Below are 25,401 nucleotides of genomic sequence, written 5' to 3'. Positions count from 1 at the left end.
AGTCTGCAGGCGACTGATTCAGGGGTAGAACATCACTCACATTATAGATGCCGCGAACTGAGCCTGCCCTGGCACTATCCCGCAAAGTGTCGCTGAGTCGCGGCGACTGAGCGCTGTCAGCCGAGCGCGGCCTGCCCGGCGGACAGGACCCAGCCGAGGGTGCCGTCGATCTCCTGGAGCAGCTCTTCGCGAGGCGGCTGGTAGTCGCTGATGACCCAGTTGACGACGATCTGCAGGCCGGCACCGACGAGCACGTCGCCGAAGACGCGCTGCTGCCCCGGGGTGAGCTCGGGCCCGGGCATCGTCGCCGACAGGCGGCTCGAGAGCTCGTCGCCGATCGCCCGTCCATAGGAGCGATACAGCTCGTCGATGCGCGCGCTGACGCCGAGGACTTCGAAGAGGTGGACTCGTGCCTTCACGGGATTGGCCTGCGCCCAGGTGAGGAAGCCCGAGATGAATCCGCGCAGAACCATCAGAGCCTCGTCCTCGTCTCCGGCGAGCACCGAGTCTCGCAGATCGGCGACCACCCGTTCGTAGACCTCGCAGAGGAGGTCCTCCAAGGTGGCGAACGATTCGTAGAAGTAGCGCTTGTTGAGGCCCGCCTCTTCGCAGATCGCACCGACAGTCGTGGCCCGATACCCCACGGTGCCGAAGAGCGACGTTCCGGCAGTGATGATCTGCTCGCGGCGGGCGCTCTTGCGCGCCTCGCGGCTGGCACCGGCATACGGTCGTCCCTGATCACTCACAGTGTGATCTTGACAACAAACGACGATGATTGCAAACTGGTACGACTTCGTACCAGAAAGGCCGAGAATGAATTCCAGCACATCAGGCGATGCCGCGCTCAACAGTGCGCGGCGTGAGCGGGACCTCGCTGAGCTCTCTGACGACGAGGAGGTCGACCTCGTCGTCATCGGCGGTGGGGTCACCGGTGCCGGTGTCGCCCTCGACGCGGCGGCCCGTGGGCTGAGCGTCGTGCTGGTCGAGCGCAAGGACCTCGCCTCGGGCACGAGCAGCTGGAGTTCTAAGCTCGCCCACGGCGGACTGCGCTACCTGGCGAAGCTCGACTTCCCGATCGCCTGGGAGTCGGCCGTCGAACGCGGTCACCTGATGAGCCGCATCGCCCCGCACCTGATCCGCCCGCTGCAGATGCTCTTCCCGCTGCACCCCGGCGTCAGTCGCTTCGACGCGGCCCTGACGGGTGCCGGATTCTTCGCCGGAGACGCGCTGCGCGTGCTGGCGCGCACCTCCGAATCGCTGCTTCCCCATCCCAGCCGCGTGTCCACCCCGACGGTCAAGCAGCTCGCGCCGGGCACGGCCACGGCCGGACTGCGCGGCGGGCTGCTCAGCTGGGACGGTCGGCTCGTCGACGACGCCCGTCTCGTCGTGGCCATCGCCCGCACGGCCGCCGCCCACGGCGCACGCATCCTCACCTACACCGCCGCGACCAGAATGGAGCGCGGGCAGGTCCACGTCACCGACCAGCTCACCGGTGCCGATCATACGATCCGCGCGAAGCAGATCGTCAATGCGGCCGGCGTCTGGGCGGACACGCTCTCCGACGACGTAGAGCTCGCCCCGAGCAAAGGCTCGCACCTGCTGGTTCCCGCCGAGCGCATGGGCCATCCGTCCGTGGCGATCACGGCACCGGTGCCCGGCCACTTCGGCAGATTCGTCTTCGCGGTTCCGTGGGACGACGGCCTCGTCATGATCGGCCTCACCGACGACCCGCACACCGGGCCGATCCCCGAACGCGCCCGCCCGGACGAGGACGAGCGCACATTCCTCCTCGACACCATCAACGCCGTTCTGCAGAAGCCTCTGACACCCGATGACATCGTCGGCAGCTACGCCGGATTCCGGCCGCTGCTCAAAAGCAAGGGCGACTCCAGCGCCGACCTCTCACGCAAGCACGCACTGCTGCGCGACCCGGACACCGGCATCCTCACGATCGTCGGCGGCAAACTCACCGGATACCGGCGCATGGCAGAAGACGCCGTCGACGCAGTGGTCAAGGCCGGAGGGCTGAAAGCTCGGCCCTGCAGCACGACGACGCTCGGCCTCGTCGGTGCTGGCACACCGAAGTCCGGCCTGCCAGAGCGGCTGGTCCGGCGCTACGGCACGGACGCCGAAACGGTGGCGGCATACGGCGCCGACGACCCTGCCCGGAACGAACCGGTGAGGTCGGGGATCCCGTTCACGCCCGCGGAGATTCGGTTCGCCGTTGACCACGAACTCGCCGTCACCGTTGAGGACGTGATCGACCGCCGGACCCGGTGGGGACTCGTCGACGCCGACCGCGGTGACCTTGCCGCCGCAGTGCGCAGACACGCTCCAGAACTGATCGAGACCACACAGGAAGAAGGCTGACCCTCATGGACAATACGCAACCGCGCATGCGCTGGTGGGGCTGGGGCGAGGACGGAAACGACGGCCCGATCACACCCGGGGCCAAGAAGATGCTGACCAAGAACTGCGGCTGGCCCAAAGGCGTCCACAATCCGCCGGTCGAACTCGAATCCGTCCAATTGCCCGAGGCCGACCTCCCGGACAGCTCGCGCACGCGCTTCGAAGAGCTGCTGGGCGCCGAGTTCGTCCGTGATGATCACGCGACCCGCGTCTCCCATGCTGCTGGACGCAGTCTGCCCGACCTTCTGCGTCTGCGCAGTGCGGAGTTGCCGTTCGCCCCGGACGTCGTGCTCTACCCGGCATCCCACGCCGAGGTGGACGCACTGCTGGCCATCAGTGCGCAGGAGCGCATCGCGGTCGTTCCCTTCGGTGGTGGTACCAGCGTCGTCGCCGGCATCGACGCATTCCGTCCGGGCTTCCGCAGCTGCGTGTGCATCAGCCTGGCCCGACTCGACCAGATCCTCGACATCGACGAGGAGTCGCTGACGGCGACCGTGCAGGCCGGGGTCTTCGGCCCCGATCTCGAAGAAAAGCTGCAGGCCAGTGGCTTCACGCTCGGCCACTTCCCGCAGTCCTTCGAATTCAGCACCGTCGGAGGATGGGTCGCCACACGCTCGGCCGGTCAGCAGTCCACCGGGTACGGTCGGATCGACGAAAACGTGTTCGGCCTGCGCTGTTCCACGCCCAGTGGTCCGGTCGAGCTGCGCTCGACTCCGGCCACGGCGGCTGGGCCCAATCCGCGCCAAGTCTTCATCGGCTCTGAGGGCACGCTGGGCATCATCACCGAGGCCACGCTGCGGATCAAGCGTCTGCCCGAGGTGACGCTGCCCGACGCCTGGTTCTTCGACGACTTCCATTCGGGTGCGAGCGCGTTGCGCGAGATCGAACAGAGTGGCCTGCGTCCCGATATCGCGCGTCTGTCCGATCTCAATGAGACGGCGTTCGGTCTCGCGCAGCTGGGCAGCGACATCCAGCGCAAGGGCCTTCTCGCCTTTCTGCGCGCACGAGGAGTCACGACCCCGTGCATGCTGGTGCTGCGTTACGACGGCCGCAAGTCGGATGCGAAATCGCGACGGGCCGCCGGACGCGAGATCGCCAAGAAACATAAGGGTGTCACCATGGGAGGTGCGCCCGAGACCCAGTGGGAGAAGCACCGCTTCTCAACCCCGTACCTGCGCGATCAGCTGATGACCGAGGGCGTCATCGTCGAGACGATGGAGACGGCCGCGCCGTGGAGCAGGATCGAGTCCTTGCACGACACGATCAAGGCCGACGTCGAGAAGGCGCTGGCCGACCGAGGCACACCGGCCTTGGTGCTGTGCCACATATCGCACCTCTACACCTCCGGTTGCTCGCTCTACTACACCGTCTTCGCCCAGCAGCAGGAGGGCCAGGAGATGGAGCAGTGGAAGGCACTGAAGACCGCGGCAGGTGACGCCATGGTCGACAACGGCGGAACGATCACTCACCACCATTCCGCCGGCGCGGACCATGCTCCCTGGCTCCCTCGGGAGACCGGCGAACTGTGGCTGCGGATGCTGCGCGCAGCCAAGGCCGAGGTGGATCCGGAGGGCATCATGAACCCCGGCAAGCTCATGCACGGGCCGAGCGCGCTGTGAGCACCGCATCGCCACAGAGCTCGGCATCGTCACGGGCGTCGGTACCGGTCATTCTCAACCCCGTCGCACGCCACGGCGCTGTCCAGAAGCGGATCGAGCCCTTGCAGTCGGCCTTTGCCGCTCACGGCCTCGAGGCAGTCCTGGTCGAAAGCACGAGCGAGCAGAACGCGACCGACCTCGCCGCGGAGTTCGCGGCGCGGGGCGCACCCATTGTCGTGTCACTCGGCGGTGACGGTCTGGTGCGCGCCGTCGCCGCCGGGCTCGTCGGCACGCGCACCTCGCTGGGCATCATCGCAGGTGGGCGCGGCAACGACTTCATCGGCAAACTCGGCATCCCAAAGGACATCGCGGCCGCCGTTGCCATCGTCGCGAACGGTCGTGACCGCACCATCGATGTCCTCGACCTCGATGGACAGATCTGCGTCGGCAATGTCAGTCTCGGCCTGGACTCCACAGTCCAGGAATACGCCGACTCGGTCCGCCGCATCAAGGGCCACTGGGTCTACCTGTACGGCGTCGTTCGCGCGATCATGCCACCACGACGCATCGCCCTGGCGCTGACCATCGATGGCGAACAGGTCGAATTCCGAGGATTATCAGCCGGGTTCGCCAACTCCGGTCGTTACGGAGGCGGACTGAAACTCTCGCCCGAGGCGAAGCTCGACGACGGTCTCATCGACGTGGTTCTGCTCAAGGACGGCTTCCTCCCGAGGCTGGCCGCGGAGCTGGTGGCGTTTACCGTGGGCAAACACACCGTGGGCAAACACAAGCTGCACCCGCACATTCACTTCGGCCACGCTCGCGAGGTTCATATCGCCGCGACCGAGGGTGCCGAGCCGGTCGAGATCGTCGCCGACGGTGATGCAGTCGCACAGACTCCGGCCACGGTCACGATTCGTCCGGAGTCGCTGCAGGTTCGCGTCCCGGCAGCTGAGGCGCAGTAAGGGACGGTGCGCAGAGTTAAGGGGGCAACCCGGGAGCGCCATCGCCTACATGTAGCGCTTAATCACCCCGTGGCAGTGGGGTGTTTCAGAGCTCAGGGTGCAGAGTGCCACCTGCGCCCCGCAATGAGGACCATCTGCGATGAGGACCGCCCCGCAACAAGGACCGCCCCGCGACGGGGATCGCCAGGTGCCGCCCGTTGCACGGCCGCCGACTGAACCGCAGCACTACCCCTCACTCCGCGACGTTCACCCGTCGCCGCTCCCTGTTCGACCGCGCCTCGTGGCTCGACCGCGTCGGGTTGAGCAGCTTCAGCAGTGACAGTGCCAGCAGGGCACCGACGATGGCGCAGCCGGCGGGCAACAGCATCGCGGTCTTCGCATTCGCGGCGTCGATGATGTTCCCGGCGATGGCCGACCCGAAGGCCACGCCGAAGCCCAGGGACGTGCCCAGCCAGGCGAAGGCCTCGGTCAGTCGCCGAGGTGGTGCCAACGCTTCGATGACGGAGTTCGCGCCGATGAGGCTCGGGGCGATCGTGAAGCCGACGAGGAACAGGATGATCGTGTAGGAGACCATGCCCTGAGCCAGCATCATCGAGCAGGCACCGATGGCCAGCAGGGTCACGGTGATGCCGAAGCGGTGGTGCGTCGCCGAGTTCCAGTTCCGCGATCCGTAGAGTCCACCGGCGATGAGCGACCCCAGGGCGAAGGCGCTGAGCAGGATGCCGGCCAGTGACTTCACGCCCTGCTCGTCGGCGAAGGCCACGGCGATGACGTCGATGGCCCCGAAGTTCACTCCCAGGAACACATTGACGACGATGATCGTGAAGATGCCCGGGTTGGAGAACACATGGCCCTTGGCTTCCGTGGAGCGTTCGATCGGCGGGGGCTCGGTCGACTTCTGGACGTAGAGCAGGGCCGAGCCGATCCCGGCGGTGAGCATCGAGAGGATGATGCCTGCCGGCGGGAACACGGCGGTGGCGAGCACGGTGGCGACGACGGGCCCGGTGACGAAGAGCAGCTCATCGGCCACGGATTCCCAGGAGAACGCGGTCTGCAGCTTCTTCGGCGAATCCACGATGTGTGACCAGCGGGAGCGCACCAGCGACCCGACGGAGCCGACAGTGGCCCCGCTGATGCCGGCGAAGACGAAGATGAAGCCTGTCCACCAGTCGGCGTAGACGGTGACGATGAGCATCAGCAGGGCGATGAGGTGCGTGATGACGATGGGCACCATGACAGCGGCCTGGCCGCGGCGGTCGACGAGGCGCGCGATCCCGGGGCCGGCAAGAGCTTGGACGATCATGTACACGGCGGCGACGATGCCTGCCAGACCATAGGAGCCGCTGACGCCCTGGATGAACAAGACGATTCCCAGGCCCAGAACTGCGATGGGCATACGTGCAACAAGACCGGCCAAGGAGAACTTGAGGGCACCGGGAAGAGACAGAATTTCCCGATAGTTGTTGAACACCAGGAAAGTCTACCCAGCGCGCGAGACGTCCACCATACGGATGCGGAGTTATTACCGGTGAGTCGAGTCACCTCGGCGAGGGTGCGGCCGGATTGGGCACCCAAGGTGTCCGGGAGAATGTAACGGAAGTTATACAATTGCGGGGATTGCAATCTTTTCCCCGCCGGCGTTCCCGCCGCATTGACTGAAACCCGGAGTGCCGATGACGGACAACAGCAGTTTCGATGATCTGTTCGACAGCCAGGACGACCGACCGCAGCGCCCTCGCCGCAAAAAGAAGAAGGTCTGGCGCAAGGTCCTCGTCATCCTGCTCGTGATCGTCATCCTCGGCGTTCTCGGTGTCGGCATCTACCTGTGGAACATCGGCCGCACCTTCGACAACAATGCGAATCAGCTCACCGACGAACAGATCTTCGGCACGCAGCGTCCCGATGACAGGAAAGAGGAGGGCGGCACAAACATCTTGCTGCTGGGCTCCGATGAGCCGATGGACGAGGTTGACGTCAACGATTCCCGCGGACTGCGTTCGGACACGATCATGGTCATGCACCTGCCCGAGTCCGGCTCGAAGGTCCAGATCATGTCGATCCCGCGCGACAGCTGGGTCGACATCGAGGGCCACGGCAAGGCGAAGATCAACTCCGCACTCTCCTACGGCGGACTTCCGCTGGCCGTATCCACGGTCTCGGACTTCATCGGCACGGACCTCGACCATGTGGCGATCATCGACTTCCAAGGCTTCAAGGCACTGACGAACAGCCTCGGCGGGGTGACCGTGAACTCGGAGCAGAGCTTCGAGAAGAACGGGTACACCTTCGAAAAGGGCGAGAACCTTCTCAACGGCGACGAGGCACTGACGTTCGTGCGCGAGCGCAAGTCCTTCAAGGACGGCGACTTCCAGCGCGCGCGCAACCAGCAGGCCTTCATCAGGGGCCTGACCAACGAGATCATCTCCGCCGACACCCTGTCGAACCCGGTGAAGATTCAGAACATGGTCGAAGACTTCTCCCCGTACATGTACGTCGACTCCGGCCTCGACGCCCAGTATATTTCCGCCACGGCCTTCGGTATGCGCGACGTCCGCCCCGGCGACATCGAGTTCTTCACCTCCCCGACAGCCGGAGTCGGCACCTCGAACGACGGTCAGTCGATCGTCAACGTCGATGAGGAGGAACTGGAGAAGGTTCAGGACGCATTCGAGAACGACACCCTCGGCGACTATGTCAAGAACGCGCCGGAGTCGCACCTGTAACTCTCCCGAATGACCAGCCGCCGAGGTGGCTCCACCCACCCGTGCACACGACGAACCCCGCCCCTGGGCTTCCAGAGGCGGGGTTCGTCGCACCGGGTGCCGTCGTAAAAGCGTCTAGTTACCTATTCGGCGAGCGCGATCTTGTGGACTCCGTCGTGCTCACCATATTCTCCGGAGAAGTCGCCATGGTCCCGACTGCTAACTCAGGCCAGAACTTGATGATTCCCAAGAAACGAACGGGGAGTGGCACTGGTGGTGAGTCTCTAGAGACGAAGTTGGTTTTCAACTCTAAGGCACAGTGGTCAAAGCCGAGCCAGGCTTAAGATCGGTGGGCCCGTGTATCTATTGGTACGCCCAGAGTGGGAACATGATTGCCCAGTGTTCATGCCTGGTGCCGCGACGCGGTATCGTTGTCGCGATCATCATGGAACTCTAAAATCACGCCTACTCGGACGGCGGAGTATGTGATTGTGAACTGATGCGGTGGGAGGGACAGCGTCCTGCGGTATTCGGTACGAATTTCAGACGCTACCCGGTCATCAAGATTGCGCTGTGGCCGCTCGTAAGGTTATGCGTTGTTTGAGAAGTTCGGGCGCTTGGCCGGGATTATCGGCTGCTCGCCTGGGAGTCGAGCAGCAGTACTGCGGAACGCCTCGTAGACGAAAGGGAACAGCGTGGGCAGAGCGCTGTCTTCCATGAGGTCAGCAAGGTCTTCACTGCCGATTTCCGGCAGGGGCCCTTCATAGTCTGCTACGGCTTCGATACTGATTCTCATATCGGAGGTGGTGTGGCTGATCTCGAGTTTCACACCAAAGCCTGACGTGTCATCGGCCTCATTACTCAGCACTTGAAGCTCGACTTTGGGATCATCACCGTCCTGCACGTCGAACTCTTGGCCGAACAACGTTTTTGATTGGGCGACGACACCTACGAGCGACACGTTTATCAGAACCGCGGTAGCCGACTCATTCCTCGGCATACTGCACCTCCAGTTGAGACGCACGTGTTTTCCAGACCTCTTGGTCGTGAGTCTGCAGTGCGCTTTCGGTACCCGAAACTGGCTTGTCGCTCCGAGAAAGACCCGCGATCCACTGTGTGCCGTGCGCGATAGTTTTCGGGGATGCATCCTGGACAACATGAGAAATTGATGCGCCCACAGCCAGTGCGTAGCGGCGGACAGTTGACATGTGCGGGTCGCCGCCGAGGCGCTCGAAATTAGATATGGCTGCTTGGTCACGGCCGATTGCTTCGCCCACGGCAGTCTGAGTCAGCCCTTTACGCTTACGCATCGCGACGAGCTCGTCGAGCAGGCATTCATCTTGCTCGGCGAGGCGAATTGCGAGAGCGTCTTGTGGGGCCGGTTCCTCGAGCCCAAGAAGTTCGGTCAGCTGATCGTTTGTGTCCATGTTATGAGCTTAACCTCATATTAGAAGTTTCGAAAACAATTCTATTGATCTTGTGATGCAAGCCACTCATCGAGCCGGTTGCTCGACAAGATTATCTCGTTATTCTGTATGTCTTTGATCTCCTCATCGGTACCAGATTTTCGCCAGAACCGCAGCGCGACAATGATCCCGAGGTGGTTGGGAGGGGTCGAGACGAAGAGTCTGTATTGTCGGCGATCTATCAATAGTCGGACTTCTCCGACCTCACGATGAGATTGCAGGGGGATCTCAACCTCTCCGAACCGAGCACTCCGTTCGGACACTCGACGCATGATTGCTAGAAGGTCGCCTAGGAGCCCCGGGTCGATTTTTGCTGCCGATTGAATCTCGGACTTCACTTTGTCGTGGTATTTCCACTCGAGATTTGGTGAACCACCATCTATGACTTGTAGATGGCGATGCTTACGCTCCATGAAACTGGCTTTCAGCTCTTGCGGTTAGCGGCGCCTCGTTAAGTGTTGTGATAGTGGTCTTTTGGGGTGCAGGCGGTCTGTCGGTCGCAACCATGACCACTCTCCTGTGTTTGATCTCACTATTCCTGTCAGATGATGTTACCCGAAATGTGCTGATCGTCGCGGCCAACTATTGCTTGGGCCCGGCGTCAGCGTTGGGCTTATAAGGATTAGTGAGTTCTCTCAGCGCGCGGCTTTAGCAACTTTAGGTGGGTTTATTAAGATGAGATAAACCGACCCGGACGTATCAGTTGCGGCCGCGGGCTTTGCTGGCGCGCGGCTCTCCTTCGCCGAGGTGGCCCCGCCCACCCGTGCACACGACGAACCCCGCCCCTTGAGTTTTAAGAGGCGGGGTTCGTCGCACCCATGGTGGGTGCCTGGGTATCAGTTACCGAACTGTACCTTGTGGACTCCGTGGGGTGCGCCCCATTCGCCGCCGTTCGAGACTTCTTCGTTGGCGACACCGACGGACATGGTCTCGCCTGTCGCGGTGTTCTTATAGGTCGAATAGATCGTTCCCGCGGCTCCGTCGCTGCCTGTTCGAACCCAATGCTTCGCATTCTCAGCTCCGTGCTCGTTCAGGGTCTCGACGACCTCAGGCGTGGCGAATCCTTCGACCCGCTCGGTGTTGTCCGCGCCCCAGACTCTGACGAGCTCATCGGCGTAGATGCTGGTGTCCGTCGGGTAGTGAACTGACTGCGGTGAGGCGTCTGCTCTGGTGACAGCTGCGGGAGCTGCCAGTGCGGGGCCGCTTGCCAGCGCGATTACGGAGACTCCGGCGACGGCGGCGATTGTCAGGGCTGCTGCGCGATTGCGAATGGTGGTCTTCATGATGTGGCTCCTTCTTCTTCTTCGAGGGATGTCTCCTGCGAGTGATGTCTTCTGTGCCAGATGCCACCGCGCCACCGCGCGGGTGACACATCAGCAACGCGGCCCAGTATTGCGTCCGCGCTTGAAGTCAGAACCACAGCGGCTGAAAGGACGCTTCGATCGAGTAACAGCTTGGAGACGAGAAGTTTGCAGTCATGCGGCAGCGGCCGAAACTTGTCGGGCAACGTTTCACACACGGCAACATCCATTGCCTGATAGTGCGGTCCGCCGCAGTTCTCGGCCGAGTCGACCCGACCATGACGAACGGTTATTACCGAGCACCGTTTGCTACGTTTTCGTCCGAACAGTGAAACGCGATCGTAATCGGGCCTCGCCGAGGTGGTTCAACGTGACCGTCGATCCCGCAGACCAGCACGTGATCCGTCCCGCCTCACCCCACTGGCACTTCCCGTCGTCTCCGCTGTCCGCGCGTGAAATACGCACCAGCCAACACAGTCGCGATGACAAGCAACCCAAGCGCCCCGACAAGTGCTGCCGTGAGCCCAAGCAGAGCCAGCAACCCACTGGTGGCCATGATCCCCAACGCGTTCGTCGTGCGCAGCAGCGCGAACATCTCCGCCCGTCGCTCCTCCGGGGACAAGCTGTCTAGTGCGAGGAGATAGAAGGTGTCGAGCATCGGCAGGAACCACCCGACGATGAGGGCTCCGGTCAGCGTCAGTGCGATATGCCCATCGACGAGGAGCAGCGCGAAGGCGGCAGTGGTGAAGGCGAAGAAGGAGGTGACCTTCCAGCGTCCGGGCATGCGGTTGCGGATGCTTACCCACACTCCGCCGAGGACTGAACCGATGCACATCGCCAGAGCGAACAGGAAAGCCCAGGCCGGGCTGAGCCCGAATGACAGCGCAAAGGACACCGCTCCCACCTCGATTCCCGCGATCGAGGCTCCGGTCGCTCCAGATGCGAACAGCCAGATCCACACCGCACCGGGCACAGGGGTCCGACGCCCCGACCCCGCCGCAGCGACAGGTGCCGACCGTGCCTCGGGAATGTTCGGGATGAGCAGCATCGGTCCGGACCCGAGGACAGTGACGACAGCCATGGCCGCAACCGGTGACCAGGCCCCAAGCAGCGAGGCGAGGACCGGCGAGGTGGCGAATGCAACCTCGTTGAGGGTGGCAGCTATCCCTAATGCGCGCGGCATCCCCGCCGGGGCGACGAGGTGGTTGAGCAGTGTGCGCATGTACCCGTAGGCCGCACCGTTGACCAGGCCGGCCACGACGACGGCGATCATGAGGTAGACGAACGGCGCCGAGACTGCGGCCAAGATCGTCACGGCGAGCAGTCCGAGGGTTCGGAAGGCGATGAGCGTGCGCAGGTAGCCGACGCTGCCGAATCGCTGACCCATGCGAGTGATGGGAACGGATCCGATAATCTGTGCCGCCGTCATCGCGAAGACCAGCGCGGCCCCGGACTCGGCGGACCCGGTCAGCGGCAGCGCGAGCAGGGCGAAGGCGATGGGCGCGGCCGCCTGCGGAACACCGAAGGTCCCGTACCCGATCTGCCACCGCAGCACATTGACGCGTGACCGTGAAGGACCGCGCTCTTCCTGCGATGAACCTGCCCCAGAATGCGTCATCAGGCGCCGATGACCACGCGGATGAAGTCGACCGGGGCCTCCTTGCCCGCGGTGTAGGAGTAGGACTGGTCGGTGGCGATTCGTATCGACATTTCAGCGGTGAGCTCCATGGTCTCGCCTGTGTGCGCAAGTTCAAGCGTCCCGGACAAAACGTGGAGGATCTCCTCGGCTCCGGCACGGTCGGCCTCAGCCTGATACCGCACGCTCGGACCCAGATGCCACCGCCACAGTTCGGTGCCCGGAACAGAAGAGGCGCCGAGAATGTACGCGGTACTTCCGTCCGGGCCTTCCCAGGCCAGGGTATGACCACCGCCCGGAGCAGACAGCTCGGAACTGCCGAGGTTCGCGGAACTGTCGACGCCCGCCGACGCACCCGCCAGCCCCGCCACCGGCCCCGCCGCCGACGCACCAGTGCCGCTCAGCGCCAGATCAGCAAAGCTGACTCCGAGGGCGTGGGCGATCCGGTCGATGGTGGCCAGACTCGGGTTCGCCTGGCCCAGCTCGATCTGCGTGAGCATGCGCCGGCTCAATGAAGCCTCGTCGGCCAGCCGTTGGATGGTCCACCCCCGCCCCTTGCGAAGGTCACGGACCCGGCGCCCGACGCGATCGAGGAAGATCTGGATGCGAGGACTCTTCGTTGACATGGTGAGCACTATACTGCACTCTGGGTTTGAGCACTATATTTCTCGAGCGAAGGATGTCAGGTGGCACAGATCGAAGCGTTCGCTGTCGAGCAGTGGATGAATGCCTATGAAGACTCGTGCCGTTTCAACCTCGCCGAAACCTGTGTGCGGTCGCTGACAGTGAACGAGCTCGTCGACCTCACCGGGGACAGGGCAGCCTTCTGGGAGCAGCTCGGCAGGACGCAGCTGACCTACGGACCCATTACCGGCAGCCCGCGGCTGCGAGAACTCGTGGCCGAACTCTACGAACACAAGAGCGCCGACGACGTCATGATCACGCACGGGGCGATCGGTGCCAACTCGCTCGTCTACTCGGCGCTGGTCGAGGCCGGCGATCATGTCGTCACCGTGGTTCCCACCTATCAGCAGCATTACTCGATCCCGGAGAGCATGGGCGCCGAGGTTGGCCTCGTGCACCTGCGAGCAGACGATGACTGGCTGCCTCGCCTCAGTGACATCGCTGCCGCAGTGACGGCTGAGACGAAGGTGATCGCGCTGAACAACCCCAATAACCCCACCGGTGCGCTCATTCCCCGCACACAGCTCGAAGCCATCGTCGACATCGCCCGTGAGGTCGGGGCCTGGATTGTCTGCGACGAGGTCTACCGCGGAGTCGATCAGGACGACGACGGGTTCACCGCGTCAATCGTCGACCTCTACGAGAAGGGGATCTCGACCGGCAGCATGTCGAAACCCTATGCGCTGGCGGGACTGCGGCTGGGGTGGATCGTCGGACCCCACGACTTCCTGGAGTCGGTCGCGACCCACCGTGACTACACCACGATCAGCGTCGGCCGCATCGATGACGCGCTCGCCGTCGTGGCCCTGGAGAACAGAGCCACGATCCTCGCCCGGTCGCGAGCGACCACCCGGGAGAACCTCGCCATCGTCGATGCTTGGGTGAGGGCGCAGCCAGGCGTGAGCTATGTGAAGCCGCAATCGGGAACCACGGCACTCATCGGCTACGACGCGGCCATCGACTCCTACGACTTCTGCCGAAGACTCCTCGACGAACACGGAGTCATGTTCACCCCAGGAGACGCCTTCGACATTCCCAGAACCGTCCGCATCGGGTTCGCCGACGACACGGAGACGCTCAAGACTGGACTGGCGCTGACCAGCGAGTTCCTCAACAGCCTTCATTCCCGTCGAACGTGACCCGGGCCATATGAAGACTGGGTTCGAAGTCCTAGAGTGGGCCCTGAGGTTCATCCCATTCGTCACTTCGAGGAAGTGGGCGACCCGATCAGAGAGCGGAGGCCCGCATGACCTACGTGATCGCACAGCCGTGCATTGACGTCAAGGACAAGTCGTGTGTCGACGAATGTCCTGTCGACTGCATCTACGAAGGCGAGCGCAGTCTCTACATCCACCCCGACGAATGCATCGACTGCGGTGCCTGTGAGCCGGTCTGTCCCGTCGAGGCGATCTTCTACGAAGATGATGTCCCCGAGGAGTGGGCGGACTACTACACCTACAACGTCGAGTTCTTCGACGAACTCGGTTCGCCAGGAGGCGCGGCGCAACTTGGCAACACCGGTCGGGACCACTCAGGCATCGCCGCTCTGCCGCCCCAGAACCAGGACGTCGAGCTGTGACCAGTCAATGACTTGAGGCGACCATCCCAGCTCCGAGCTACTCAAGCTCAGCCCCTACTCCAGCACCCCGTCCACCAAGGTCCGAGCATCGTGCTGGACGGCCCGCAGGTGGTCCTCATCGCGCAGCGACTCCGCGTAGATCTTGTACACGTCCTCCGTGCCGGAGGGGCGGACCGCGAACCAAGAGTTCTCGGTCGTGACCTTCAGGCCGCCGATGGGTGCGTTGTTTCCCGGCGCCGAGGTGAGTGTTGAGGTCACCGGTTCACCGCCGACGGTCTTGGCCTTCACCTGGGAGGCATCCAATGCCCCCAGTTTCGCCTTCTGTGCCCGGGTGGCCGGCGCATCCTGGCGGGCGTAGGCGCTGGTGCCGAAGTTCGCGGCCAGTCCCGCGTAACGCTGGGACGGGGTCTGCCCGGTCTTCGCCGTCATCTCCGCGGCCAACAAGGCCATGATGATGCCGTCCTTGTCCGTTGACCAGACCTTGCCGTTGCGGCGCAGGAACGAGGCTCCCGCGGATTCCTCACCGCCGAAGGCCAGCGTCGAGTCGAGGAGCCCGGGGACGAACCATTTGAACCCGACGGGAACCTCGAAGAGCCGGCGACCGTGAGCGGAGACGATGCGATCGACGATCGAGGAGGTGACCAGGGTCTTGCCGATGCTCGCATTCGATGGCCATTCGGGTCGGTTGTCGAGCAGGTAGTCGATCGCGGTCGCCAAGTAGTGATTCGGGTTCATCAGTCCCGCGTCGGGGGTGACGATGCCATGACGGTCGGCATCGGCGTCATTGCCCGTGGCGATGTCGAAGTCAGTGCGGGAGGCGATGAGCCCGGCCATCGCGTAGGGGGAGGAGCAGTCCATGCGGATGCTCTCGTCCCAATCGAGGGTCATGAACGACCACGCCGGATCGATCTCCGGGTGGACGACCGTGAGGTTGAGGTCGAAGTCTTCGGCGATTGCGGCCCAGTAGTCGACGCTGGCTCCGCCCAGGGGGTCGGCGCCGATCTGGATGCCGGAGCTGCGGATGATATCGAGGTCGATGACCGATTCGAGGTCTTCGGTGTAATTCGCGATGAAGTCGAAGTTCTCGGTGTTCTCCAGGTGGAAGGCCCGCTGGAAACCGGTGCGTGGGACCTTCTCCCACCCGGCCTCGAGATAGGAGTTCGCGCGATCGGCGATCCACGTCGTCGTCTCTGAGCCTGCCGGCCCGCCGTGCGGTGGGTTGTATTTGATTCCGCCGTCGGAGGGCGGGTTGTGGCTGGGGGTCACGACGATGCCGTCGGCCTGCGGATCCGTCGCGGACTTCCCGGCGTTGAAGCCCAGGATCGCGTGGGAGAGCACCGGTGTGGGGGTGAAGCCGTCACGCTCATCGATGAGCACGGGCACCTCGGCGGCGGCAAGGACCTCGAGGACGGTGAGGAACGCGGGCTCACTCAGCGCATGGGTATCACGGCCCAAGAAGATGGGGCCGTGGATGCCCTGCTTCTTGCGGAAGTCGACGATGGCGGCGGTGATCGCTGCGATGTGGGCTTCGTTGAACGCACGGTTGAAACTCGAGCCCCGGTGACCCGAGGTTCCGAAGCTCACGGCCTGAGCGGGCACGGAGGAATCGGGGACAAGGTCGTAGTACGAGTCGAGAAGTGCGGGGATGTCAACAAGGTCCCGATCCTGGGCCAGCTGGCCGGCGCGAGTAGTCATAGTTCCACCTTGCCAAATCCGAACCGATGCACACAGTCCTGAGCCTCCAGTTCTTGCATCGTGGACGGTGAGCGTCCGCCAGGGTGGGAGCCAGGGCGAAGTTCCGGTGGCCAGGGCAGCGATTCCGCCGATGTGCCTCGCCGAGGTGATGCTCCTCTTCGGGCGTGGTGCCAACAAGGTCATGATCCTGGGGCAGCAGGCGGCGCGGATAGGAGTTGATCGAGTCACCCTGGGGCGCTTGTCTGGCAGGGGTGCCCTCACAAGACTGCGCCACGGAGTCTATTCTTTGCCCTCAGCTACCTTCGAGCCGTTGCAGGATTCCGGCAAGTTGGCAGTAATCTCATCTATCTGTCAGTGAAGTGACAGTGGCCTCGTCAACCTGTCAGAAGATATCGATGGGCACGGGGAAAGAGTGGAACTTCCGCGAGGTATGTAGCCAGTGGGATTGCCTTTTGTCCCATCTGGATCGAGGAACCGGGGTAGTGCCTGCGGGACGAGTCGCAAGCAGCAAAGTTGCCTCTTCGATGCTCTCGACAAGAACCGCAGTTTGATCGGATCTTAGGCGAATGAGCTCTTGCATCTTATTCAGTGAGGATGCCAGGTCTCAGGTGAAGATCGGTTCATGGTGTGCGATTCGATTACGTAGCCTCCGAATATCTTCTAGATCCTGTCGTATGCGGTTACGCAATTCAGCAGCGTCGGTGGTGGCTGCTGGGAGGAGATCGTTTATACGGGACGTCCATAAGCGTTTGTCGTGTCGAGAGGCGAAGAGATTCTCCCAGAATGCGAACTTCAGCTCTGCGATCACTTTCCCTGTGCTGTCTAAAGATTGACGAGTTGATACGAGGTCTGTGTTGGGGCTGAAGCGCCTCATCGGCTGCGTTTCTCGTAGAGACTTCTGCGAAGTGAAGGAATCATCAAAGCTGAAGATATCCGGGCGTTCCACACGTAGAGGTCGAGCGCGAGAGCGGTGTCGTCGTGGGCAGCTTCCATGTAGGTCGACATGCGCGCTGCGGATAGGGTTTCTGTCACAGTCTTCGCTGCTCGTCTTGCACCCTGCATAAGGACTAGTGTGGTGGAACCACGAGCCGAGAGACTCGATGGTCTGCGTTTTGACGCATGTCCTCGCCTCTCGGACAGAAGATTTAAAGGGGTCCCGCTATCGGCGGGACCCCTTGTCTGTGCGTTCATAGTCTGTGCGTTCATATGTCAGTGGTCAAAGACATACTCGAAATATGTGGGTTCGGATACGGAACAACAACGGCGACGATTCCAGTTACGGCAAGAATGTGTGTACAGTCCCGGCGTGTCGTCCCGATTGTCGTTGCGCTTTGTCCGTCTCCGCGGCTCGATCAACAGTTCGCTCGAATATGTCGTCGCCGGCGACGATGTTTTCGGGCTGCGCGATGGATCGAGCGGCAACGGCAGCGTCCGCATTGTTCAGCAGTTGAGTATCAACGCATCCCGATTCGTCGATGTATTAGTTCACGAGACTCAACTGCGAAAAGCAGACCGCTACTTCACCCAGGGCTCCTCGCCGGTCTCGGACACGATCGGCTTGCCGTGGTCGAGGTTCCATGACCCCATGCCCCCGGAGACGTTGTAGGCGTCGAAGCCATTGGTGTTCAGCCACGCCACGGCGCGGTTGGAGCGGCCACCGGTGCGGCAGATGACGTACATGTCGTCATCGAGGGGGAGATCGTCGAGGCGGGTCGGCAGTTCGCCCAATGGCACGTGCACCGCACCATCGATGTGCCCGGCCTCCCATTCGTCGTCCTCGCGGACGTCGATGATGGCGGCACCCTCGGGGATCTCGTTCACGGATACTGATTCTTCATCCATGTCCCCAAGTCTAAGCACGCCCGCCCACACCGCGCACCCCGTCCACGCCGTGCATCCCGCCCACACTCAGCACGCCCGCACCCCCAAACCAGCCCACGCCAGACCCCACTGGCCCTCTCACCACCACGGGGCTGTTGCTCGCCGGAGACACATGTGAGAATGAAGGAACAGTCACCACGCGACTACGGTGCAATGGATCGTCAGCGAAAGGATCGATGATGAGCAGAGACACGAGCAATGAGTCGGGCGGCGAGAAGAAGATGCGCGATGTCGCGGCGAAGCTCGACGAGAAGACCGAGCCCCTGGGCGGCACGTCTCAGGTGGAATCGCATGCGAAGGTCGGCTACACCGAGGAAGACGTCGAGAACCGGGCGAAGGACGCCGCCGATCAGGAGGGCGTGAACCTCTACCGCAATCCCGATGGCTCGCACACCGCCGTCGACGAGTCCGCGATCGACGAGGCCGAGACCGAGGATTCCGCCCGAGACGCCGACAAATCGGCAGACGACAAATCGGCAGAAGACAAGTAGACGACGAACTGCTCGTCCCGGGCCGGCCGAGGTCGGCTGAGACTGACTTCGGCGCCCGGGCATAGCATGGAGACATGGCAAAGAGGATCGTCATCATCGGAGCAGGGCTGGCCGGAACCACCGCCGCCCGCGAGTTCAGCGAACGCGGTCAGGCGGTCACACTCGTCGACCCCGCTGCGGGGGAGACCAGTGAACGCCCGCCGCTGTCGAAGCATCTCTTCGACGACTCCCGGTACCATCTGCCCTTCCACCTGAAATCAGGTGAGCTCATCACCTTCGTTCGTGACAGAGCCACAGAGATCACCCTCGCCGAGGCGGCCGCTCAGTCCCAGCAGGCCGGTCCCACCAGCGCCGACTCAATAGCAGGCACCGTCCACCTGGTGACGGGGGAGAGACTGGACTTCACCCACTGCATCCTCGCCACCGGGATGGAGGCGAATCGGCCAGAGATCCCCGACTACCCGGATGCCCTGCCCGTGTACAACCTCGCCGAGGCCGAATGGATCCGCGAGTTCGTCGCCGAATCAGACGGACCACTCAACGTCGGTGTCCTCGGCTCGGGGTACTTAGGGATGGAGGTCGCGACCTCGGCCGTCGCTGCCGGACATGAGGCCACCGTTTACCTGCGCGGCGATGAGCCGCTGCGCAAGCAGCTCTCGGCCCCTGTGCGACAGGCGCTGTTCGAGAGGCACAAGGACGCGGGCGTGAAGTTCGTGGCCCACACCAGCAGCCCGGATGAAATTCAGGCGAACACCCACAACCTGTTCGTCACCAGCGTTGGTGCCCGCCCGGCACTCATTCCCATTGACGGTGACCGACCCGCCGAGGCGTGGGAGGTGAATGAGAAATTGGCAACATCCCACGCCGGAATCTGGGCGGCCGGTGACTGCGCTCTCCTCACCGCCGGACCCTATGCCCTCGACCACCCGTGGGCCTGCGAACCCGTGGCCGAAAGCCACGGAAAATACCTCGCCGAACAACTGACAGGCACGACCGAGGAAGCCGAAGAACCCTGGAGAGACGTCCCCTGGCATTGGAGCTTCCAAGGCCCCGAGAAGGTCTTCACTGCAGGCCTGACCAGCCCCGATGCCACTGACACGATCATCAGACACGACCCGAGCGGCAGGAAATTCCAGGTCTTCCACTTCGACGGACCGAGCCCCGACGCAGCACTCATCGGCGTCGAGACTCTCAACTGGCCGCCGATGCAGGCCGCCGCCCGTCGCGTACTTGCCGGTAATAACAAACCGAGCCGGGCCCAGATCGACGACCCTGAATTCGATTTCAAGGCTCACAGTCGACTGTGAGAATCGGCTGATCTCATCACGTAGACTTCCTGTGTTCGATCCCAGTCGCCAACGAGAGAACTTCTGTACATGGATATGGCTAAGCTAGCTGACGAGCACGGGCTCGCCAGAGTAGGCGGGCGGCCGTCACTGCCCCAGTACGTCAAGCAGCTGATCACTCGCAGCGACTTCACCTTCACCCTTGCCAAGTACAAGATGCAGAGTGAGAACGAACGCAACCGCCTCGGAATGCTCTGGGTGCTGCTGCGCCCTGCATTCTCCGCACTCATCTACGGCACGGTCTTCGGCGTCATCATGCAGGGTGCGACCGCTCGCCCGGACAACTTCGCTCCATTCGTCGTCATCGGCGTCTTCGTGCTCGAGTTCTTCAACACCTCGATGAACGGCGGCGCGAAATCGATCATCTCGAACGCGTCCCTTGTCCAGTCCCTTCCGTTCCCGCGCATCGTTCTGCCCATCGCCACGGTGTTTCAGAATCTCCTCAACTTCATCCCCACCTTCATCTTCATGGCGCTCTTGGTCATGCTGTTCGGTGCCCGACCCGACTGGGATTGGTTCCTCTTCATCCCACTGGTCATCCTGTTCTGGATCTTCAACCAGGGCGTGGCCTTCATCTTCGCGCGTGCCACTGTCCACTTCCGTGACCTCTCCCAGGTCACACCGTTCATTTCGCGCATGATCTTCTACACCTCCGGTGTCTTCTTCGAGCTCAAGACCATGGTCGAGAAGATTAACCCTGCCCTGCAGCCGTTCGCCGATTGGCAACCGCTGAATAACGTCCTGTCGATCGCCCGCGGCATTCTCATGAAGGATGGCGTAGTTCCCTACGACTACTTCTGGCACCTCGCCATCTGGGCCTTCGGCATCTTCATCATCGGCTTCGTGTTCTTCTGGCAAGCCGAGGAGAGGTTCGGTCGCGATGAGTGAAGAGAATCTGGTCGATACCGGCAGTCGTCCCGACGTGACGAAGGACCACCCGCCGGTCGTGGTCTGTGACAACGTCCACGTCCGCTACAAGACCCTGGCGACGGGCAAGAAGCTCAAGCTCGGCAGCAAAGACGTGATGACGAAACGGCGCGGGCTCCAGGAAGTTCATGCTCTCAAGGGCGTCAGCTTCGTCGCCCACAAGAACGAGTCGATCGGCGTCATCGGTTCCAACGGCTCGGGCAAGTCCACGCTCATGCGCTCGATCACCGGCCTGACCCCAACGTCCGAGGGTGCGATCTATGCGAGTTCGAGGCCGAACCTCCTCGGTGTCGGTGCCGCACTCATCCCCGATCTCTCCGGTGCCCGCAACATCGTGCTCGGTTCCCTGGCGCTGGGGCTGACCCGCGCCGAGGTGGAGGAGAAGTTCGACGACATCGTCGAGTTCACCGGGCTGCGCGATTTCATCGACCTGCCGATGCGCACGTATTCATCGGGCATGTCCCAGAGGCTGAAGTTCGCCATCGCGACCTCGGTCCAGCACGAGATCCTCATCGTCGATGAGGCGCTCAACGTCGGTGACAAGAAATTCCGTGACCGGTCCGAGGGGCGGATTCGTTCGATTCGCGAGAACGCTGGCACGGTCTTCCTCGTCTCTCACTCGATGCGCACGATCAAGGACACATGCAACCGTGCGTTGTGGATCGAGCAGGGCGTCCTCCGCGCTGACGGTCCAGCCGCTGACATCATCAAGGAATACCAGAACTTCAATAAGGCGGAGAAGGAAAACGACCAGGACTAAGGGTCGGGTCGACGACCGTGGCTCCACTCTGGCCCGGCCCGCCGGCCCAACACGCTGACCTCATATAGTGACCCGAATGTGTCCACTATTCGATCCCGCAGGTGAGAAAGCGGTCATATGGGCTGGTGGTGCGATGGCCTCGGACGTTGGTGTCCAAATGTGATTGACAAGGCGAAATCACAGGAGAAAACTCTTCACAGAAGATTTGCCGTCACTCTGTTGGGAGGCAAAGGTGCCCTCACAAAATCCCCTGTCATCGGGCCCGCATACGAGCGTGACAGTCGTCCATGACAAAGGCCTCAAACGCGATATCGGCAAGACCGGTCTGCTCTTCACCGGAGTCGGCTCGATCATCGGATCCGGTTGGCTCTTCGGCGCCTTCGACGCCGCGAGCATGGCCGGCCCCGCCGCCGTCCTGTCCTGGGCCATCGGAGCCATCCTCATCATCTTCGTGGCTCTGAACTACTCCGAACTCGGTGTCATGTTCCCCGTCGCCGGCGGTGTCGTGCGCTACCCGCACTACGCCTTCGGCTCGTTCGCCAGCTACACGAGCGGGTGGATCACGTGGCTGTCGGCGGCGGGCACCGTCGGCATCGAGGTGCTGGCAGCCATCCAATACGCCTCGAGCTACATGCCATGGCTGATGGAGACCAAGGATGGAGTGCTCGTACTCACTGTCCCGGGCATCTTCGTGAGCATCGCAATGGTCGCGGTGTTCTGCGTCATCAACATGTTCGGCGTGAAGTTCTTCGCCCAATTCAACAATGTGCTCGTGTGGTGGAAGCTCGCCGTCATCGTGCTCATCTTCGTGGTTCTCGTGATCCTGGCGTTCAACCCCGGACACTTCCATATGGCCGAATTCGGCGGTTTCGCCCCCAACGGACTCGCCCCGATCTTCGCCTCCCTGCCCGCAGCGGGCATCGTCTTCTCCTATCTCGGCTTCCGTCAGGGCGTGGAATTCGCCGGTGAGACGAAGAATCCGCAGAAGAACGTGCCCTTCGCGGTCGTCGGTTCGATCGTGATCACCGCCATCATCTACATCCTCCTGCAGGTCGCCTTCATCGGTGCGATCCCCACCGAGCTGCTCAAGGACGGCTGGGGCGGGCTGTCGTTCTCGAACTCGGCCGGCCCGTGGGCGGAGATCGCGATCATGCTCGGCGCCATGTGGTTGGCCGTCATCCTCTACATCGATGCCGTCGTCTCCCCGGCCGACACCGGCCTGATCTTCACCGCACTCAGCCCTCGCCTGTCCTATTCGCAGGCACGTGTGGGCAATGCACCCTCGGGGCTGACGAAGCTGAACAAGCGGGGCATTCCGTGGATCGGTCTGCTCGTGACGTTCATCGTCGCCTGCTTCCTCTTCTTCCCGTTCCCATCGTGGGCGAAGATGGTCGGCTTCATCACCTCCGGCACCGTCATCTCCTTCGGGTCCGGACCGGTCACGGTGGCCGCCCTGCGCCGTCAGTTGCCGGATCAGGAACGTCCCTTCCGCCTGCCTGGAGGCGACACTCTGCCGTTCCTCGGGTTCCTCGCCGCCAACCTCATCGTCTTCTGGACCGGGTGGGACACGAACTGGAAGCTGTTCCTGGCGATGGCGCTCGGCTACGTCGTGCTGGGTCTGCACTATGTCTTCAGCGACCGCAGCAAGATCCCGCCGCTGCAATTCAAGTCCGGCTGGTGGATGCTGCTGTGGGTCGGCGGTCTCGCCGTGCTCAGCTACCTCGGCGACTACGGTGAGGGCGCCCTGGGCGTGCTCACCTTCGGCTGGGGCGAGCTGGTCTGCGCTATCTTCACCGCCATCGTCTTCGCCGTCGGCATCAAGACACGGCTGAAGTCGGAGGAAGTCATCACCAACGTCGAGAACACCAAACAGGTCAGCGCCGAGAAGATCGACGGGGAGGAGTGACACCGCAGGCGAGGTCGGCCACCTCGACCTCGCCTGCGGCGCCATGGCCGTCGGTGATTCAGCCGGCAGAGCCCCTCTGCTCGGCGAACCGGTTGAAATAGGTCAGTGACTCGAACACGTCAACAGCGTCGGGGTTCGCCACCTTCTCCAGCGCATGGCCCTGGATGAGCCGTTTGACGGGGACTTCGAGCTTCTTGCCCGTCCGGGTGTGCGGCACTGCCGGCACCTCGATGATGTCATCGGGAACATGCCGCGGGGAGGCCTTGGTGCGCAAATCCCCAGCGATCCGCTCACGCAGCCCGTCATCGAGGGAAACTCCGTCGGCCAGGACGACGAACAGCGGCATCCAATACCCGCCATCCGGTTGCTCGGCACCGATGACCAATGACTCGGCCACCTCGGGGATGCCGTCGACGACGTCGTAGATGTCCGCACTGCCCAATCGCACACCGTGCCGGTTGAGTGTGGCATCCGATCGTCCCGAGATGATGACGCTGCCACGGTCGGTGATCGTGATCCAATCACCGTGGCGCCATACTCCGGGAAACATCGAGAAGTACGTGTCCCGGTAGCGCTGCCCGTCGGGGTCGTTCCAGAACTTCACCGGCATCGACGGCATCGGTTCGGTGATGACCATCTCCCCGACCTCGTCGATGAGAGGCTGGCCGTCATCGTCCCAGGACTGCAGGGCCACGCCGAGGACCGGCGCCGACAGCTCGCCCGGCCACACCTCGAGATTCGGTGCGGAGCCGGCGAACCCGCTCACCACATCCGTGCCTCCGCTCGTCGAGGCCAGCTGCACGCCCTCGCCGACGGCGTCGCGGACCCAGGGGAAGCAGTGGGCGGGCACCGGTGCCCCGGTGGCGCCCATCGTGCGCAGAGGAGACAGATCCAGTTCCTCGCCGGGTTTCAGTCCTGCCTTCATTCCAGCGAGGAAGATCCCCGGACTCACGCCGAGGACGTTCGCCTCGGTCTCTGCGGCGATCTCCCACAGTCTGCGTGGGCCGGGGTAGAGGGGGCTGCCGTCGAAGCAGACGGTGGTCGCACCCGCCACCAGCGCCGAGGCGACAAGGTTCCACATCATCCAGTTCGTATTCGTGTACCAGAAGAACCGGTCACCGGGCCGCAGGTCGAGATGCAGTCCGAGCAGCCGCAGATGGTCGACGACGACGCCTCCGTGGCTGTGCACGATGCCCTTGGGAATTCCCGTGGTGCCCGAGGAATAGAGCACCCACAGCGGGGTGTCGAAGTCGACCCGCACGAACTCCGGCGGTGTATCGCCGCAGGCGATGTCGTCCCAGGAGACGAGATCGGCGATCCGGTCGTGTTCGTCCAACGGCCCGACGCCGAGGTTGTCGACGCCGACGACGGCCCGCAGCGACGGAATCCGTGTCGCCAAGTCCGCAACCTGGTCGCGGCGGTCGAAAGCCTGCCCGTTCCAGGAGTAGCCGTCGGCGGCGAAGAGCATGCTCGGCTCGAGCTGCCCGAGCTTCGCCGCGGCTCCTTCGGCCGCGTAGTCCTGGGCGCAGGCGGACCAGATGGCGCCGATCGAAGCGGAGGCGAGGAAGGCGATGAGCGTGTGGTGGGTGTTCGGCAGATACCCGACGACCCGGTCTCCCTGCTTCACGCCACGCTCACGCAGCCATGCCGCCACCGAACCGACCTGGCGTCGCAGCTCACGCCACGTGACCTCGAATCGGTTCCCGCCCTCGGTGACGGTGATGATCGCCGGTTGGTCGACGAGTCGTTCGTCGAGCGCGGCGCGCAGCGCGTGTTCGGCGTAGTTGACGCGTGTGCCTGGGAACCATTCGGCACCCGGCATCGACCTGTTCGCCAGCACCTTTGTGTAGGGCTCATCGGCGATGACGTCGAAGAAGTCCCAGACAGCACCCCAGAAGCCGTCCAGATCGCTCACCGACCAACGCCACAGGTCGTCGTAGCTGACCATGTCTTGACCCGTGCGCTGGTTCGCGAGTTCGGTGAATGCGTGTATCTGCGGGCGGGGCGTCTGGTCGGGGTTCGGGCGCCAAATCGGTTCAGCGGTCAAGTCTTCTC

22 protein-coding genes are annotated in these 25,401 nt (G+C 63.0%); 12 read left to right on the top strand and 10 right to left on the bottom strand.

The annotated features are described in order from the left end of the window. Positions 1-116 precede the first annotated feature (116 nt). Positions 117-746, bottom strand: coding sequence for a TetR/AcrR family transcriptional regulator (locus BLT92_RS06670; protein WP_157691362.1), 630 nt, complete (start codon positions 744-746; stop codon positions 117-119). Between the two features lie 67 nt (positions 747-813). Here BLT92_RS06670 and BLT92_RS06665 point away from each other — a divergent pair, with 67 nt between their 5' ends. From BLT92_RS06665 to BLT92_RS06655, 3 genes are read left to right on the top strand one after another with little or no spacing between them, the layout of a single operon-like run. Continuing rightward, positions 814-2,370 carry a glycerol-3-phosphate dehydrogenase/oxidase gene (locus BLT92_RS06665; protein ID WP_092104248.1) on the top strand — a complete coding sequence of 519 codons (1,557 nt, stop codon included), beginning with the start codon at positions 814-816 and terminating at the stop codon, positions 2,368-2,370. Positions 2,371-2,375: 5 nt separating this feature from the next. Further along, complete coding sequence (locus BLT92_RS06660) at positions 2,376-4,028, top strand: FAD-binding oxidoreductase (protein ID WP_092104246.1); 1,653 nt, start codon at positions 2,376-2,378, stop codon at positions 4,026-4,028. Beyond that, positions 4,025-4,972 carry a diacylglycerol/lipid kinase family protein gene (locus tag BLT92_RS06655; protein WP_157691361.1) on the top strand — a complete coding sequence of 316 codons (948 nt, stop codon included), beginning with the start codon at positions 4,025-4,027 and terminating at the stop codon, positions 4,970-4,972. The genes BLT92_RS06660 and BLT92_RS06655 overlap by 4 nt, the downstream gene beginning before the upstream one ends. A gap of 232 nt (positions 4,973-5,204) precedes the next feature. Here BLT92_RS06655 and BLT92_RS06650 read toward each other — a convergent pair whose 3' ends face one another. Beyond that, positions 5,205-6,443, bottom strand: a complete 1,239-nt coding sequence (locus tag BLT92_RS06650; protein ID WP_092104242.1) for an MFS transporter — start codon at positions 6,441-6,443, stop codon at positions 5,205-5,207. Between the two features lie 202 nt (positions 6,444-6,645). Here BLT92_RS06650 and BLT92_RS06645 point away from each other — a divergent pair, with 202 nt between their 5' ends. Beyond that, positions 6,646-7,695, top strand: a complete 1,050-nt coding sequence (locus BLT92_RS06645) for an LCP family protein (RefSeq protein WP_092104240.1) — start codon at positions 6,646-6,648, stop codon at positions 7,693-7,695. A gap of 568 nt (positions 7,696-8,263) precedes the next feature. Here the strand turns inward: BLT92_RS06645 and BLT92_RS06635 are convergent. The 5 genes from BLT92_RS06635 to BLT92_RS06610 form a co-directional block, all read right to left on the bottom strand. Beyond that, positions 8,264-8,674 (bottom strand): hypothetical protein, encoded by a 411-nt coding sequence (locus BLT92_RS06635; RefSeq protein ID WP_092104236.1) that lies wholly within the window; start codon positions 8,672-8,674, stop codon positions 8,264-8,266. Then, positions 8,661-9,101, bottom strand: a complete 441-nt coding sequence (locus BLT92_RS06630; RefSeq protein WP_092104234.1) for a helix-turn-helix domain-containing protein — start codon at positions 9,099-9,101, stop codon at positions 8,661-8,663. The genes BLT92_RS06635 and BLT92_RS06630 overlap by 14 nt, the downstream gene beginning before the upstream one ends. An 875-nt stretch (positions 9,102-9,976) precedes the next feature. Next, on the bottom strand, positions 9,977-10,423 hold the full coding sequence (locus BLT92_RS06620) for a hypothetical protein (protein WP_092104231.1): 447 nt from the start codon (positions 10,421-10,423) through the stop codon (positions 9,977-9,979). Between the two features lie 430 nt (positions 10,424-10,853). Next, positions 10,854-12,059 carry an MFS transporter gene (locus BLT92_RS06615; protein WP_092104229.1) on the bottom strand — a complete coding sequence of 402 codons (1,206 nt, stop codon included), beginning with the start codon at positions 12,057-12,059 and terminating at the stop codon, positions 10,854-10,856. Beyond that, the gene (locus BLT92_RS06610) at positions 12,059-12,703 is read right to left on the bottom strand and encodes an XRE family transcriptional regulator (RefSeq protein WP_092108886.1); all 645 of its coding nucleotides are present in this window, start codon (positions 12,701-12,703) and stop codon (positions 12,059-12,061) included. The genes BLT92_RS06615 and BLT92_RS06610 overlap by 1 nt, the downstream gene beginning before the upstream one ends. A gap of 60 nt (positions 12,704-12,763) precedes the next feature. Here BLT92_RS06610 and BLT92_RS06605 point away from each other — a divergent pair, with 60 nt between their 5' ends. Next, positions 12,764-13,900, top strand: a complete 1,137-nt coding sequence (locus tag BLT92_RS06605) for an aminotransferase (RefSeq protein WP_231939064.1) — start codon at positions 12,764-12,766, stop codon at positions 13,898-13,900. Positions 13,901-14,007: 107 nt separating this feature from the next. Further along, on the top strand, positions 14,008-14,340 hold the full coding sequence (gene fdxA / locus BLT92_RS06600) for a ferredoxin (RefSeq protein ID WP_092104228.1): 333 nt from the start codon (positions 14,008-14,010) through the stop codon (positions 14,338-14,340). Between the two features lie 54 nt (positions 14,341-14,394). Here fdxA and pgm read toward each other — a convergent pair whose 3' ends face one another. Then, positions 14,395-16,035: a phosphoglucomutase (alpha-D-glucose-1,6-bisphosphate-dependent) gene (gene pgm, locus BLT92_RS06595; protein ID WP_092104226.1), complete on the bottom strand. Its 1,641-nt coding sequence runs from the start codon at positions 16,033-16,035 to the stop codon at positions 14,395-14,397. Here pgm and BLT92_RS21210 point away from each other — a divergent pair. After that, positions 15,986-16,393, top strand: a complete 408-nt coding sequence (locus BLT92_RS21210) for a type IV toxin-antitoxin system AbiEi family antitoxin domain-containing protein (protein ID WP_407922876.1) — start codon at positions 15,986-15,988, stop codon at positions 16,391-16,393. The genes pgm and BLT92_RS21210 overlap by 50 nt on opposite strands. 1,157 nt (positions 16,394-17,550) lie before the next feature. Here the strand turns inward: BLT92_RS21210 and BLT92_RS06585 are convergent. After that, the gene (locus BLT92_RS06585) at positions 17,551-17,877 is read right to left on the bottom strand and encodes a rhodanese-like domain-containing protein (RefSeq protein ID WP_092104223.1); all 327 of its coding nucleotides are present in this window, start codon (positions 17,875-17,877) and stop codon (positions 17,551-17,553) included. Positions 17,878-18,095: 218 nt separating this feature from the next. Between BLT92_RS06585 and BLT92_RS06580 the strand changes: the two genes are divergently transcribed. From BLT92_RS06580 to BLT92_RS06560, 5 genes are all read left to right on the top strand, one after another. Continuing rightward, positions 18,096-18,407, top strand: coding sequence for a hypothetical protein (locus tag BLT92_RS06580; RefSeq protein ID WP_197679678.1), 312 nt, complete (start codon positions 18,096-18,098; stop codon positions 18,405-18,407). A 74-nt stretch (positions 18,408-18,481) separates the two neighbouring features. Then, the gene (locus BLT92_RS06575) at positions 18,482-19,714 is read left to right on the top strand and encodes an FAD-dependent oxidoreductase (RefSeq protein WP_092104221.1); all 1,233 of its coding nucleotides are present in this window, start codon (positions 18,482-18,484) and stop codon (positions 19,712-19,714) included. A gap of 75 nt (positions 19,715-19,789) precedes the next feature. Further along, a complete protein-coding gene (locus BLT92_RS06570; RefSeq protein ID WP_331712235.1) occupies positions 19,790-20,641 on the top strand; it encodes an ABC transporter permease in 852 nt (283 codons plus the stop codon). After that, the gene (locus tag BLT92_RS06565) at positions 20,634-21,440 is read left to right on the top strand and encodes an ABC transporter ATP-binding protein (RefSeq protein ID WP_092104218.1); all 807 of its coding nucleotides are present in this window, start codon (positions 20,634-20,636) and stop codon (positions 21,438-21,440) included. The genes BLT92_RS06570 and BLT92_RS06565 overlap by 8 nt, the downstream gene beginning before the upstream one ends. A gap of 274 nt (positions 21,441-21,714) precedes the next feature. Beyond that, positions 21,715-23,346 carry an APC family permease gene (locus BLT92_RS06560; protein WP_092104217.1) on the top strand — a complete coding sequence of 544 codons (1,632 nt, stop codon included), beginning with the start codon at positions 21,715-21,717 and terminating at the stop codon, positions 23,344-23,346. 58 nt (positions 23,347-23,404) lie between these two features. Here BLT92_RS06560 and BLT92_RS06555 read toward each other — a convergent pair whose 3' ends face one another. After that, complete coding sequence (locus tag BLT92_RS06555) at positions 23,405-25,393, bottom strand: acetoacetate--CoA ligase (RefSeq protein ID WP_092104215.1); 1,989 nt, start codon at positions 25,391-25,393, stop codon at positions 23,405-23,407. Positions 25,394-25,401: the final 8 nt, after the last annotated feature.

Origin of the sequence: Brevibacterium picturae (genome assembly GCF_900105045.1) — a bacterium.
In the GTDB taxonomy this organism is placed as follows: Bacteria; Actinomycetota; Actinomycetes; order Actinomycetales; family Brevibacteriaceae; genus Brevibacterium; species Brevibacterium picturae.
This window is presented reverse-complemented; position numbering and strand designations above follow the sequence as displayed.